This window comes from Pantoea sp. V106_11 (genome assembly GCF_029967885.1).
GTDB classification, from domain to species: domain Bacteria; phylum Pseudomonadota; class Gammaproteobacteria; order Enterobacterales; family Enterobacteriaceae; genus Pantoea; species Pantoea ananatis.
This window is the reverse complement of sequence record NZ_JASCAK010000037.1, coordinates 313,230-326,676: the sequence shown is the minus strand read 5'-3', so window position 1 is coordinate 326,676 and position 13,447 is coordinate 313,230. Positions and strand designations below refer to the sequence as shown.

Genomic DNA, 13,447 nt, shown 5'->3' with positions numbered 1-13,447 from the left:
GCAAACATAAAACTCAGGCGGTCATATGACCGCCTGAAGATATTCATTAGCCTTTATGGCTATTGATATAGTCGATCGCTGCCTGAACGGTAGTGATTTTCTCAGCTTCTTCGTCTGGAATTTCAGTATCAAACTCTTCTTCCAGAGCCATTACCAGCTCAACGGTATCAAGAGAATCGGCACCCAGGTCTTCTACGAAAGATGCAGAGTTGGTCACTTCTTCCTCTTTCACACCCAGCTGCTCACTGATGATTTTCTTAACGCGTTGTTCGATATCGCTCATACTATTTAATTTCCTATCAAAACTCGCTTTCGCGATGGTTTTCGTAGTGTATAAAATGTTGAAAAAGATGCAACAAAATCCCGGCTGGTCGAACCACGATTTTACGCTATTGTGCGGTTTTATCCGCAAATAATGCAAATGATTTCGTGATTATCAGACCATATACATGCCGCCATTGACGTGCAGCGTCTCACCCGTGATGTAGGCTGCTTCGTCAGAGGCTAAGAATGCAACGGCATTAGCAATTTCCTGCGCTTCGCCTAAACGACCCGCTGGGACCTCCGCCAGAATACCGGAACGTTGATCTTCGTTCAGTGCCCGCGTCATGTCAGTCTCTATGAAGCCCGGAGCCACGACGTTGACGGTAATGCCACGTGACGCGATTTCGCGCGCCAGTGATTTGCTAAAGCCAATCAAACCTGCTTTTGCTGCAGCGTAGTTTGCCTGACCCGCATTGCCCATGGTTCCAACAACAGAACCGATGGTGATGATACGACCCATGCGCTTTTTCATCATGGCACGCATCACCGCCTTCGAAAGACGGAAAACCGATGTGAGGTTGGTATCCAGGATATCCTGCCACTCATCGTCCTTCATACGCATCAGTAGATTATCACGCGTAATGCCTGCATTATTGACTAAAATGTCCACTTCGCCAAATTCAGCGCGAATTTTCTCTAAAACGCTGTTTACAGAAGCGGCATCCGTCACGTTTAACAGCAGACCTTGTCCTTTATCGCCAAGGTAATCACTGATAGCATCGGCGCCACTTTGGCTGGTTGCAGTACCTACCACTTTCGCACCGCGTGCGGCCAGGGTTTCTGCAATCGCACGGCCGATGCCGCGGCTTGCGCCAGTTACCAGCGCTACTTTACCTTCAAAGCTCATGATTTTCCTCTTATTCCTGTGCAAGCGCCGCAGTCAATGACGCAGTATCGTTCACCGCTGCTGCGGACAGGCCGTCTACAATGCGTTTTGTCAGACCGGTAAGGACTTTACCCGGTCCCATTTCAATAAGTTGCGTGACGCCCTGCGCGGCCATAGCCTCAACGCTCTCGGTCCAGCGGACCGGGCTGTAAAGCTGACGAATCAGCGCATGTCGAATCGCGTCGGCGTCCGTTTCGGCTTTGACATCCACGTTGTTAATGACCGGCACAGCTGGCGCATTAAACGTGATGTTTTCCAGTGTTAATGCCAGCTTATCGGCAGCCGGTTTCATCAGCGCGCAGTGTGAAGGGACGCTTACCGGCAGCGGTAGCGCACGTTTTGCGCCTGCCGCTTTGCAGGCTGCACCCGCACGTTCAACCGCCTCTTTATTGCCGGCGATAACCACCTGGCCTGGCGAGTTGAAGTTAACCGGCGAAACCACTTGGCCCTGCGCACTTTCTTCACAGGCTTTAGCAATCGCAGCGTCATCAAGGCCGATAATTGCCTGCATCGCACCCGTGCCCTCAGGCACGGCTTCCTGCATCAGCTTACCGCGCAGTTCAACCAGCTTGATCGCGTCCGCAAAATTCAGCACACCTGCGCAGACCAGCGCGGAGTATTCTCCCAGGCTATGACCTGCCATCAGGGCGGGTAGTTGACCGCCCTGCTGCTGCCAGACACGATAGATGGCTACCGAGGCAGCCAGCAAAGCAGGCTGCGTCTGCCAGGTTTTATTCAGCTCTTCAGCCGGCCCCTGGCTGACTAACTGCCACAGATCGTAACCGAGAACATCAGAAGCTTCACGAAACGTCGCTTCAACCGCCGGATAAGCAGCGGCCAGATCCGCTAACATGCCCACAGTCTGTGAACCCTGACCTGGGAAAACAAAAGCAAATTGCGTCATTTTCAATTCCTGTCAATCAAAAGCGAACCAGCGCAGAACCCCAGGTGAATCCACCACCAAAGGCTTCCAGCAAAATAAGTTGTCCGGGTTTGATGCGGCCATCGCGCACCGCCTCATCCAGCGCACTTGGCACGGATGCGGCAGAGGTATTTCCATGGCGATCCAGCGTCACGACCACTTTCTCCATGGTCATACCCAGTTTTTTCGCCGTGGCGCTGATAATACGCAGGTTAGCCTGATGCGGCACCAGCCAGTCCAGCTCTTCACGCGCAATGTTATTTGCCTGCAAGGTTTCGTCCACAATGTGGGCTAACTCGGTGACCGCCACTTTGAAGACTTCATTGCCTGCCATTGTCAAATAAGCGGGCTGATCCTGATTTTCGCGATCCTGATACGGCAGCGTCAACAGTTTCGCATAGCGACCGTCAGCGTGCAGGTGGGTTGAAATGATCCCCTGCTCTTCGCTCTGGCCCAGCACAACAGCGCCGGCACCATCACCAAACAGGATGATCGTCCCACGATCGTCTGGATTGAGCGTACGCGCGAGGACATCGGCACCGATGATTAACGCATGTTTAACGGCACCGTTTTTAATATATTGATCGGCCACGCTTAACGCATAGGTAAAGCCGGCACAGGCTGCTGCGAGGTCAAACGCCGCACAGTCTTTGATGTCAAGCATCTGCTGAATCAGGCAGGCAGAGCTTGGAAAGGCGTGACTGGACGAGGTGGTCGCAACGATGATCAGACCGATATCATTGGCGTCAACGCCTGCCATTTCCAGTGCACGTTGTGCAGCCTGATGTCCCATACTTGCGACAGTCTCATCCGGCGCAGCAATACGGCGCTCACGAATGCCGGTACGGGTAACAATCCACTCGTCCGAAGTCTCCACCATTTTTTCCAGATCGGCATTGGTGCGGATCTGGCTGGGCAAATAACTGCCCGTACCGATAATTTTGGTAAACATCTAGGCTTTGTCACTCCTGGCTAATACAGCGTCCAGACGGGCGGCAATGCGTTCAGGCACCTGCCGCCTCACCGTCTGCTCGGCCTGATTGATCGCCACGGCAAAAGCATGTTGATTTGCTGCACCATGGCTCTTTATCACTGTCCCGCGTAATCCTAACAGACAAGCGCCATTATACTGGTCGGGGTTGAGATGCCCGAAGCGCCTGACCAAACGCTTTTTCATCCAGCGCCCCAGCAACGTCAGCCACCACGACCGCTTCTTACCTTCCTCTGATGACTTGAACAGAGAAAGAAACATTCTTACTACGCCTTCCATTGTCTTCAGAGTGATGTTTCCTGCGAAACCATCACAGACCAGCACATCCGTTTTGCCAGTCAGTAAATCATTACCTTCAAGGTAACCAATGTAGTTAATCTGCGGCAATGCCTTGAGACTTAACGCCGCATCGCGGATGCTTTCAAGCCCTTTATGCTCTTCATGACCAATATTGAGAAGTGCCACACGGGGATTCGCAATCCCCAACACTTCTTCCGCCATCACTGAGCCCATTACCGCAAACTGCACCAGCATCGCACTGTCTGAGTCGACATTGGCACCTAAATCTAAAATGACCGTTTTTCCCTTCTGCTGATGGGGTAAAACGGTCATAAGCGCCGGACGTTTAATCCCGTCCAGCGGCTTCAGTAATAATGTCGCCAGCCCCATCAGCGCGCCCGTGTTGCCGCTGCTGACGCAGGCCTGAGCCCGCCCTTCTTTAACCAACTCTAACGCCACTCGCATAGAACTGCCGCGGCTGTTACGGATGGCTTGTGCGGGTCGCGCATCACTTGCAATAACTGATTCGGCAGGCACAACCTGCAGTCGCTCCAGCAAGGAGGAATCTGCTTTGGCAAGCAATGGCGTGAGAATGTCGGGATCTCCGACAAGAAGAAGGATAATTTCCGAATGAGAGGCCAGTGCCTGCAATGCTGCAGGCACCGTCACGCAGGGACCGAAGTCCCCGCCCATGGCATCGATAGCCAGGGTCAAACGTGCCAAGGTATCGCCTTGCTAAGCAAAGAACTTACTTAACGATAACCTTGCGACCGCGGTAGTAACCGTCCGCAGTGATGTGGTGACGCAGATGAGTTTCACCAGAAACTTTATCTACTGACAGAGTGGCAGTGGTCAGCGCATCGTGCGAACGACGCATACCACGCTTAGAACGGGTGGGTTTATTCTGTTGTACGGCCATGGACCTTACTCCTATTACTTACGCTTTAAACTGGCTAATACGGCAAATGGGTTTGGTTTTTCTGCCTCTGCAGGCAACTGACCAAAGACCATGTCCGCCTCGGACACTTCACAGTGTTCAGAATCGTGCACCGGAACCACAGGCAGCGCGAGAATAACTTCATCCTCGATAACTGCCAGCAGGTCGATCTCACCAAACTCGTTGACATCAACCGGCTCGTACGCTTCCGGCAACGCTTCGGCCTGCTCGTCAGACGACACAGGACTGAAGCAATAGCTTACGTGTACATGATGTGGAAAAACCTGGTTGCAGCGCTGACAACGTAGCGTAACCTGTACATCAGCAGTACCCGTCAGTACTGCCAGACGCTGGTTGTCAACCGCAAACGACATGACACAATCTACATCACTGTCCACACTGACGACCGACTCAGCAACACGCTCAACCTGTTGAGAGGTATAAACACCTTGATAATCCAGGCGTTTTTGAGCGGTGCGGACTGGGTCCAGCGTCAGGGGTAATTTTACCTTTTGCATAGGGCGCGCATATTAACTTTGTAATCACATAGAGTCAAAGAAAAAGGCCGTTTACCAGCATCTTTCAACCACTATTCGCATCCAGTGCGGCGCACAGTTTAAAATGACTGCCACCAATTCGCTATCAATATTGAAAAAAAATGACAGCATCGATTCTTTTAGCATCAACGTCGCCCTTTCGTCAGGCACTGTTAGCGCGGCTGGGCCTGCCTTTCACGGTCGATTCGCCGCAGACAGATGAAACGCCGTTAGCGCATGAAAGCGCGGAAGCGCTGGTCACCCGATTAGCCATCGCCAAGGCGCAGGCGCTGGCCCAACGTTATCCTGACCACTGGATTATTGGTTCTGACCAGGTCTGCGTGCTGAATGGCGTGATAACCGGGAAACCCCATACGGTTGAAAACGCGGAAGCACAGTTGCGGGCCGCCAGCGGCCAGCGCGTAACGTTTTATACCGGGCTGGCGCTATACCACCCTGCCAGCCAGCGCTTAATGCAATGCTGTGAGCCGTTTAGCGTCCATTTCCGCACGCTAACCGACGCCGAGATCCGTGCCTATATAAAGAAAGAGCAACCGCTGCAGTGCGCAGGGAGCTTTAAAAGCGAAGGGTTGGGGATTTGTTTATTCGATCGTCTTGAGGGACGCGATCCGAATACGCTGGTCGGTTTACCGCTTATCGCGCTCAGCAATATGCTGCGAGAAGCAGGCATCAACCCCCTGTCGGATTGATGCCCGGCGCGTCAGCTTTTCTGCTGGCGCAGCATCGTCAGGCAATGCTGCAACTTGTCATCCAGTGGCGCTTCCATGCGGAGCGTCTCACCCGTGTTGGGATGCGTAAAGGTCAGCGCGGCCGCATGCAGGAACAAGCGGTTAAGCCCCGTAGAGGACAGCTGGCTGTCAAACGCGCGATCGCCGTAGCGGTCGTCGAATGCAATAGGATGACCGGCATGCAGCGTATGCACACGAATCTGGTGGGTACGTCCGGTAACCGGGCTGGCTTTTACAAGGGTGGCGAAGTCGAAGCGCTCTTCCACTTTAAACCGGGTTTCTGAAGGCTTGCCGTCGCTGCTCACGCGTACCATGCGCTCACCGCTTTGCAGAATGTTTTTCAGCAATGGTGCCTGAACCACTTTCAGATGCGATGGCCAGTTACCCTGAACCAGCGCCAGATAGTCTTTCTGCATGCCTTTCTCACGCAGTTGTTCATGCAGCGAGCGCAAGGCTGAACGCTTTTTGGCCACCAGCAGGACGCCAGAGGTGTCACGATCCAGACGGTGCACCAGCTCCAGGAAGCGAGCCTCAGGACGCAGGGCGCGCAAGCCTTCTATCACGCCAAAGCTCAGGCCGCTGCCACCGTGTACCGCTGTACCGGACGGCTTATTCAGCACCAGCAGGTGATCGTCTTCAAAGAGAATGGCATTGGCTAAAGAAGCCACTTTGGCCAGCTTGGGCGAAACGGCCTCTTCGTCCCGTTCGGCTACCCGGACGGGCGGGATACGCACCTCATCGCCCTCTTCCAGCTTATATTCTGGCTTGATGCGTTTCTTGTTAACCCGCACCTCGCCTTTACGCACGATGCGATAAATCATGCTTTTCGGCACGCCCTTTAACTGGGTGCGCAAAAAGTTGTCAATGCGTTGTCCGGCATTTTCAGCCGTGATGGCGACAAAGTGTACGCCTGGATTCTCTGTTTTCATGGCGGCGATTCTAAATAGTGTCCCCTGATAGCGCCACCCCTTTTTCTGTGCTTAACTCTTTGCGTCTCGTCAGGAAGCGTAATGTGATTGCTGTGATTTTCAGCATCGCGGGTGCACTTCTTGTCGTAGGGTTCTTAAAATGTAAAGAAAATTGATCAGTGAGTTAAAGTCACCTTGCTATATGAAGGTTAGCAGTGGAATAATGCTTGGGTTTCTTAGCTGAAGATTCAGATAAGAAAAAAAACGAAATTAGTTATTTTGTCGGATTGAGCAGACACGCAGCAATGGCGTAAGACGTAATGCGAAATCAGACACTTAGCGGGCTGCGGGTTGCGGCCTGGACATGAGATGGAGTGCACGGGTTTACTGAATTATCTCTCGCATTTCCACTATCTGGTGCTGTTGTTCCTTATGAAAAACAGGCCACCGACGTTATTTGCGCCCCTCGCGCGGTCGATAACCGTGAGGTTGACGACATTGCACTAAGTCACGGGGCCATCGGTTGATACTCGTCCAGGGTAACTATGCCCGCAGCTTTAATCACTCATGAAAGAATAACGAGTACGTTACGATGAAAAGAATGTTAATCAACGCAACTCAGCAGGAGGAGTTGCGCGTTGCCCTGGTTGATGGTCAACGTCTGTACGATCTGGATATCGAAAGCCCAGGACACGAACAGAAAAAAGCCAATATCTACAAAGGTAAAATCACCCGTATCGAACCCAGCCTTGAAGCGGCTTTTGTCGATTACGGTGCAGAACGTCACGGTTTCCTCCCTCTGAAAGAAATTTCCCGCGAATACTTCCCTGCTAATTACAACTCACACGGTCGTCCGAACATTAAAGACGTGCTGCGTGAAGGTCAGGAAGTCATTGTTCAGATTGATAAAGAAGAACGCGGCAACAAAGGCGCTGCGCTCACTACCTTTATCTCTCTGGCAGGCAGCTATCTGGTATTGATGCCAAATAACCCGCGCGCGGGTGGGATTTCACGTCGGATTGAAGGCGATGACCGTACCGAACTGAAAGAGGCGCTATCGGCGCTGGAACTCCCTGACGGGATGGGGCTGATTGTTCGCACGGCGGGCGTCGGTAAATCAGCCGAATCGCTGCAGTGGGACCTTAGCTTCCGTCTGAAGCATTGGGAAGCCATCAAAAAAGCGGCTGACAGCCGCGCGGCCCCGTTCCTGATCCATCAGGAAAGCAACGTGATCGTACGCGCCTTCCGCGACTATCTGCGTCAGGATATCGGTGAGATTCTTATCGATAACCCGAAAGTGCTGGAGCTGGCACGTCAGCATATCGCCGCGCTGGGCCGTCCGGACTTTAGCAGCAAAATTAAGCTCTACACCGGTGAGATTCCGCTGTTCAGCCATTACCAAATCGAATCGCAAATCGAATCCGCTTTCCAGCGTGAAGTTCGCTTGCCTTCAGGCGGCTCAATCGTTATCGACAGTACCGAAGCGCTTACCGCCATCGATATCAACTCCGCCCGTGCCACGCGCGGTGGCGATATTGAAGAAACCGCCTTTAATACCAACCTGGAAGCGGCCGACGAAATTGCTCGCCAGCTGCGTCTGCGCGACCTGGGCGGCCTGATCGTTATCGACTTCATCGATATGACACCGGTTCGTCACCAGCGCGCGGTTGAAAACCGTCTGCGTGAAGCCGTCCGTCAGGATCGCGCCCGAATTCAAATCAGCCATATTTCACGTTTTGGCCTGCTGGAGATGTCCCGCCAGCGCCTCAGCCCGTCCCTGGGCGAGTCCAGCCACCACGTCTGTCCACGTTGTAGCGGCACCGGCACTATTCGTGATAACGAATCTCTGTCGCTGTCCATTCTGCGCCTGATTGAAGAAGAAGCGCTGAAAGACAACACCAAAGAAGTGCATGCTATCGTGCCGGTCCCGGTTGCCTCTTACCTGCTGAATGAAAAACGTGAAGCGGTAAATGCTATCGAGAAACGTCAGGGCGGCGTACGTGCGGTCATCGTGCCGGACGACCGGATGGAAACCCCGCACTACTCCGTTCTGCGCGTGCGCAAAGGCGAAGAAACGCAAACGCTGAGCTATCACCTGCCGAAACTGCATGAAGCCGAGATGGCGATGCCATCTGAAGAGGAGCATGCTGAGCGCCGCCGTCCAGAGCAGCCTGCTCTCGCAGCCTTTGTGATGCCCGATGCGCCGCCAGCACCGGCCGAAGCCTCACTGGAAGTGGCCACACCTTCAGCGACTGTGACGCAACCCGCACCAGCGGCCGCGCCGGCCAGTGAAGGTTTTGTCAGCCGTCTGCTGAGCGGATTGAAAAAACTGTTTGCTGGCGAACCTGCTCCGGCGGCTGTCGAGCCGGTTGCCGAGGTGACGGCCCCGCAGAAAACCAGCGAGGACGAGAACGGCAACCCGCGTGGCGATCGTCGTAATAATCGTCGCAACAACAACCGTCGCGAACGTACCCCGCGCAACGGTGATAACGCACAACAGCGCGAATCTCGCGATAACCGTGACTCTCGTGATAACCGTGATAACCGTGATAACCGTGGTGAGTCTCGAGATAATCGCGAGCCGCGTGAAGACAATCGTCGTAACAAGCGTCAGGCCCAGCCTAATGAGGCGCGTGACGATCGTCCGGTACTGAGCGATGAAGCGCGCCAGCAGCGTGATGAGCAGCAGCAACAGCGCCGCGAACAACGTGCTGAACGTCAGCGTCGTCGTCAGGAAGAGAAACGTGCTCAGCAGGACGCTAACAGCGCGGTGGAACAAACCGCCGAAGCGGTCGCGCCTGCTGCTGTGGATGCGCAGGAAGACGAGCGCGTTCAGGTGATGCCACGCCGTAAACCGCGTCAGCTGACGCAGAAAGTCCGCGTTGGTGATAACAATGACCAGCCGCAGGCCGCCGCCGTTGAATCAGCCGAATCGGCTGACGTTCAAAAGGTGCAGCCTGTTGTCGAAACGTCGCAGGTTGAAGAGACGGAGGAGAACGAAGGTCGCGATAATGCCAATATGCCACGTCGTTCACGCCGTTCACCTCGCCATCTGCGCGTAAGTGGTCAGCGTCGCCGTCGTTACCGTGATGAACGTTATCCGACTCAGTCCGCGATGCCTTTAGACGCCGCTGCGGCTTCGCCTGAAATGGCGTCCGGCAAAGTCTGGATTCGCTACCCGGTCGCGCAAGCGAATGAAGAGCAAATCGTTCAGGATGCGCCTCAATCGACACCGGACTACAGCCGTGAAGAGACTGCACCTGCTGTTGCCCTGCCTGTCGCCACTGAGGAAGCGCCGGCTTCACAGGCTGCGCCAGTACAAATCGCAGAGCCGCAGGCTGACGCCCCGGTTACCGTGGTGAATACTGACGATACTCAGGCCATTGAAGCCCCGGTTCATCATGAACCTTCGGTGATTCCAGCCGCCGCTGAAGCCGGTGCTGAAGCGATCGCGCAACAGGCTCAGCCTGCTGACGCTGTCGAAGCGCCGGAAGTGAGCGTGCCGGAGGTGAACGTGCCGGTTGTCGCAGAATCCGCGCCTGAAGAAACGGCGGATGAGCATGCGGGCACTGAAGTCAGCGCTGCGACCGAAGCGCAGGTGGAAGAGGTTTTACACGCGCCGGTTGCCGCTGAGGAAGCCATTACGCCGGTTAGTGAACCTCATGCACCTGTTGCCGCACGCGACATCCCTGTTGAGGCATTAAAAGCCAACGCCGAAACGCGCTGGAAGCACTTTGCTTCTGCACCGATGACCAAGGCACCTGCGCCAGTGTGGCAACCCGAGCCTGCCCGTCAAAGTGACTGGCAACGTCCGGCCTTTAAATTTGAGGGCAGAGGTTCTGCTGGCGGCCACAGCGCTACCCATCAGGCTACTGCACCTGCCACCAAGCCGTAAGGCGCGCTAGCAGCACACATGAACCCGGCTCCGGCCGGGTTTTTTATTGCTTGCACGGCGTAACAGGTGATGGTTCGGGGACACGCAGCCCTTAACTGAATGCGGCTCTCAGGCAGGGCAGCGTTACAGGGATAAAACCGCGCGCGGGAGTCACGCGTTAACGCATGCTTTTCAGAGTGGCCTCGTGGCAACGCACAGGCTGCAGGCAAAAAAAATCCCACCGTCCCTTATCAGGACGGTGGGAAAAACTAAGCGCACCCGGTTAAAGTACGCCCAAATTTTTTATGAATTTAACTGAAACAGCGACATCTGAGACATATCGGTAAAGGTCTTGTATGAAGCCTGCAGCGCCTGCTGTTGCATGGTGTAGCTGGAGATCGCCTGGGTGTAATCAACGTCCACCAGGCTGCTCATCTGGGAATCATAAATGACCTTGCGATCGTCCCCCTGCGCATTCAACGTATCTAACTCTTTCAACTGAGTACCGATCTCGGAACGGACGCTGAGCACGTTGTTCAACGAGTTGCTCAAACCACGGCTGGTTTTATCCATTGCCGCAGAAAACGTGGCTTTCGTCGCATCGTCCGCGCCGTTTTGCGGCACTTTCAGCGCACTGATGGCGCTGTCCAGCATGTTAAACAAGTTCGTTTCACTGGTACCGCCGTTAGGCTCTTTCACCGCATTGCTGGTGATAGACATCACGATGCTGTTACCAGTATGACCGATGGTCATGGTACGGTCAGTGTCCACTTTTTGCGTAATGGCGTCGGTTCCGCCCTGATAAGTCACTCCGCCCGCACCGTCCACAAACGGAGGGCTATCGGTTTTGTAACCCGCGAAAATATAGCGACCGTTGGCGTCTTTGCTGTTGACCTGGTTCAGTAACTGCGCACGCACGCCTTCCAGCTGAGTCGCATAGGAGGCGCGGTCATCATCGCTTAAGGAACCGTTTGCCGCGGCCACGATCATCGACTGCGCACTCATGATGCTGTTCGTGACGCCGTTAAGGGTGTTTTCTTCCAGCGATAATCCCTGGTCGGCAAAGGTACGCGCAACAGAATACTGGCTTGCCTGCGCCTGCGTTTGCGACAGCACGACCGCACGCGAAGCGGCAATCGGGTCGTCTGAAGGATTAGACACTCTGAGTCCGGTGGAAAGCTGTTTTCCCGCGTTTAACCAGGAGGATTGCGCATCGCTAACGCCGCGAACCTGCTGGTCAAAAATCATATTTGTACTGAGTCGCATGATGTCCTCTGCTTTTAGTTGATGCTAAGCAGGGCGTCAAAAACGGTGCTGGCCGTTTTTAAAACCTGCGCATTCGCCATGTAATATTGTTGGTATTTCGTCAGGTTCGCGTACTCTTCATCCAGGTTCACGCCAGAAACAGACTGCTGGCGGTTGGTTAGCTGCGTCACCACGTTCTGCTGTGTCGTGCTGGCGGTTTTGAGTGCCTGGGTTTTGTTGCCAACGGTACTCACCATCGCGCCATAAGCCTGGGAAATCGTCGCGTTGCCGTTAACAATTTTGGCATCCTGCAACGCCAGCAGCTTTTGCGCATTGCGGTTATCACTTTCACCGCCGGTCGCGGCCGCAGCGGCGATTTGCGATCCGCTGGTAATAGCAACCGACATGCCGTTAACCACGTTCTGAACCGGTTTCACCAGGAAACTGTCTTTGGCGTTTGGCGTGCCGTTGACCGTCAGGCTCATCCCATCCAGATTAAGCGTCGTAACGCCGCCCGAGGTCGTGGGTGTAAGCGTGGTTTTGCTGTTATCTGACAAACGTGTCGCTGACCAGTTTGTCCCGTCATAGCTGACGGTATAGTTTGATGCCTGCAGGGCACTGGTGTTAGTCCACGCTGCCGTCAGGGTGGCAGAAGAGGTATTTTTGCTGTCCCCCTGCGCCGTAGGAGTGCCGATATTAAAGAAGTCGACGCCCTGATTACCGTTGCTGTCGAAGCCTTGCTTATGCACGGCGTTAAAACTGGTTGTAAAGGCCGCCGCTAACTGGCCCAGTTGGTTTTGTGCCAGGTCCAGATCCTGCGAACGAAAGCTCAGCATACCGCCCAGCGAACCCGTAGTTATGGATGATTCGGGAAGCTGCACGTTGCCAGCTTGTGGGTCAACATAACCCACTGTGGTGCGGGTCAGGTCACTGCTGGAGGGCATAGCCACCAGTTTGGTGGACTGAAAACCATTCACCAGCGAAAGGCCGTTAGCCATGGAAACGGTATAGCTTCCATCTTGTTGTGACACTGTCACACCAACGATATTATTCAGACCATTTACTAACTGATCGCGCTGATCCAGCAAATCATTCGGTGTTGCACCGTTAGCCGTGCTGAGTTTGGCAATTTGCTGGTTAAGATTCGAGATCTGCGTGGTGAAGGTATTAATCTGATCAACATTAGAGGCAATGTTGGTGTTGACGCTGTTTTGCATGTTGGTCAGGTACTGCGCCTGGGTCTGAAACTGGTTAACCAGCCCCTGCGAGTTGCTGAGCATCGACTGACGCGCCGCCGGATCGTTGGCGTTACTGACCACGTTCTGCATGTTGCTGAAGAAGCCCTGAATCGCCGTCGACAGGTTAGTGGTCGAGGTCGACATCAGATCGTCAATGTTCGATACCTGCGAATACTGTGTATTCGCTGCATTATAGGTGGCTGACGAACCGCGCAGCTGAGCCGCGATAAAACTATCATATTCACGCTGAACGCCAGTGACGTTAACGCCGTTGCCGTAATAGCTTTTCCCCTGCAGGGTACTGTTTGCTTCGGCCAGAATGGTGGTCTGACGTGAGTAACCCGCGACAGTGTAGTTACTGATATTGTTACTGGTCGTGCTTAAGGCGGCCTGTGCGGCACTGAGCCCGCTCATTGCGGAGTTAATTATGCTGGACATCTCGGTTCCTTACATTCCCCCGTTAACCGGGTTGCTGTCATCAGTGTGGTCGCCAACATGCGCTGGCGCGCCTGGCTCTTGCTGTTATTATCGGCATGCTTAAGTGAAACTTGAGGCGGA

General features: G+C 54.2%; 12 protein-coding genes. 2 read left to right on the top strand and 10 right to left on the bottom strand.

The window, feature by feature from the left end; genetic code table 11:
- Window positions 1-46: 46 nt before the first annotated feature.
- The 7 genes from acpP to yceD all read right to left on the bottom strand — a co-directional run bounded on the left by acpP (window position 47) and on the right by yceD (window position 4,857).
- A complete protein-coding gene (gene acpP, locus QLG08_RS20375) occupies window positions 47-283 on the bottom strand; it encodes an acyl carrier protein (protein WP_003849865.1) in 237 nt (78 codons plus the stop codon).
- 153 nt (window positions 284-436) lie between these two features.
- Window positions 437-1,171 carry a 3-oxoacyl-ACP reductase FabG gene (gene fabG / locus QLG08_RS20370; protein ID WP_014593428.1) on the bottom strand — a complete coding sequence of 245 codons (735 nt, stop codon included), beginning with the start codon at window positions 1,169-1,171 and terminating at the stop codon, window positions 437-439.
- Window positions 1,172-1,181: 10 nt separating this feature from the next.
- Window positions 1,182-2,114: an ACP S-malonyltransferase gene (fabD, locus tag QLG08_RS20365; RefSeq protein WP_105079221.1), complete on the bottom strand. Its 933-nt coding sequence runs from the start codon at window positions 2,112-2,114 to the stop codon at window positions 1,182-1,184.
- A gap of 16 nt (window positions 2,115-2,130) precedes the next feature.
- Entirely contained in the window at window positions 2,131-3,084 is a 954-nt protein-coding gene (locus tag QLG08_RS20360; RefSeq protein ID WP_282473145.1) for a beta-ketoacyl-ACP synthase III, read from the bottom strand.
- A complete protein-coding gene (plsX, locus tag QLG08_RS20355; protein WP_013025363.1) occupies window positions 3,085-4,125 on the bottom strand; it encodes a phosphate acyltransferase PlsX in 1,041 nt (346 codons plus the stop codon).
- Window positions 4,126-4,150: 25 nt separating this feature from the next.
- Window positions 4,151-4,321: a 50S ribosomal protein L32 gene (gene rpmF, locus QLG08_RS20350; protein ID WP_013025362.1), complete on the bottom strand. Its 171-nt coding sequence runs from the start codon at window positions 4,319-4,321 to the stop codon at window positions 4,151-4,153.
- A 14-nt stretch (window positions 4,322-4,335) separates the two neighbouring features.
- A complete protein-coding gene (gene yceD, locus QLG08_RS20345) occupies window positions 4,336-4,857 on the bottom strand; it encodes a 23S rRNA accumulation protein YceD (RefSeq protein ID WP_014593425.1) in 522 nt (173 codons plus the stop codon).
- Between the two features lie 140 nt (window positions 4,858-4,997).
- Between yceD and QLG08_RS20340 the strand changes: the two genes are divergently transcribed.
- The gene (locus QLG08_RS20340) at window positions 4,998-5,585 is read left to right on the top strand and encodes a nucleoside triphosphate pyrophosphatase (RefSeq protein WP_013025360.1); all 588 of its coding nucleotides are present in this window, start codon (window positions 4,998-5,000) and stop codon (window positions 5,583-5,585) included.
- A gap of 11 nt (window positions 5,586-5,596) precedes the next feature.
- On the opposite strand, the gene rluC is transcribed toward QLG08_RS20340, so the two are convergent.
- Complete coding sequence (rluC, locus tag QLG08_RS20335) at window positions 5,597-6,553, bottom strand: 23S rRNA pseudouridine(955/2504/2580) synthase RluC (protein WP_013025359.1); 957 nt, start codon at window positions 6,551-6,553, stop codon at window positions 5,597-5,599.
- Between the two features lie 571 nt (window positions 6,554-7,124).
- On the opposite strand from rluC, the gene rne reads away from it, so the two are divergent.
- Window positions 7,125-10,427: a ribonuclease E gene (gene rne, locus QLG08_RS20330; protein WP_282473144.1), complete on the top strand. Its 3,303-nt coding sequence runs from the start codon at window positions 7,125-7,127 to the stop codon at window positions 10,425-10,427.
- A 282-nt stretch (window positions 10,428-10,709) separates the two neighbouring features.
- Here the strand turns inward: rne and flgL are convergent, their stop codons facing one another.
- Window positions 10,710-11,672 carry a flagellar hook-associated protein FlgL gene (gene flgL / locus QLG08_RS20325; RefSeq protein WP_013025357.1) on the bottom strand — a complete coding sequence of 321 codons (963 nt, stop codon included), beginning with the start codon at window positions 11,670-11,672 and terminating at the stop codon, window positions 10,710-10,712.
- 14 nt (window positions 11,673-11,686) lie between these two features.
- Window positions 11,687-13,327, bottom strand: a complete 1,641-nt coding sequence (flgK, locus tag QLG08_RS20320) for a flagellar hook-associated protein FlgK (RefSeq protein ID WP_072136625.1) — start codon at window positions 13,325-13,327, stop codon at window positions 11,687-11,689.
- Window positions 13,328-13,447 lie beyond the last annotated feature (120 nt).

Bases quoted from the DNA above. Each gene is read 5' to 3' on its own strand.
- acpP (WP_003849865.1), bottom strand. From the start codon at position 283: ATGAGCGATATCGAACAACGCGTTAAGAAAATCATCAGTGAGCAGCTG.
- fabG (WP_014593428.1), bottom strand. From the start codon at position 1,171: ATGAGCTTTGAAGGTAAAGTAGCGCTGGTAACTGGCGCAAGCCGCGGC.
- fabD (WP_105079221.1), bottom strand. From the start codon at position 2,114: ATGACGCAATTTGCTTTTGTTTTCCCAGGTCAGGGTTCACAGACTGTG.
- QLG08_RS20360 (WP_282473145.1), bottom strand. From the start codon at position 3,084: ATGTTTACCAAAATTATCGGTACGGGCAGTTATTTGCCCAGCCAGATC.
- rpmF (WP_013025362.1), bottom strand. From the start codon at position 4,321: ATGGCCGTACAACAGAATAAACCCACCCGTTCTAAGCGTGGTATGCGT.
- yceD (WP_014593425.1), bottom strand. From the start codon at position 4,857: ATGCAAAAGGTAAAATTACCCCTGACGCTGGACCCAGTCCGCACCGCT.
- QLG08_RS20340 (WP_013025360.1), top strand. From the start codon at position 4,998: ATGACAGCATCGATTCTTTTAGCATCAACGTCGCCCTTTCGTCAGGCA.
- rluC (WP_013025359.1), bottom strand. From the start codon at position 6,553: ATGAAAACAGAGAATCCAGGCGTACACTTTGTCGCCATCACGGCTGAA.
- rne (WP_282473144.1), top strand. From the start codon at position 7,125: ATGAAAAGAATGTTAATCAACGCAACTCAGCAGGAGGAGTTGCGCGTT.
- flgL (WP_013025357.1), bottom strand. From the start codon at position 11,672: ATGCGACTCAGTACAAATATGATTTTTGACCAGCAGGTTCGCGGCGTT.
- flgK (WP_072136625.1), bottom strand. From the start codon at position 13,327: ATGTCCAGCATAATTAACTCCGCAATGAGCGGGCTCAGTGCCGCACAG.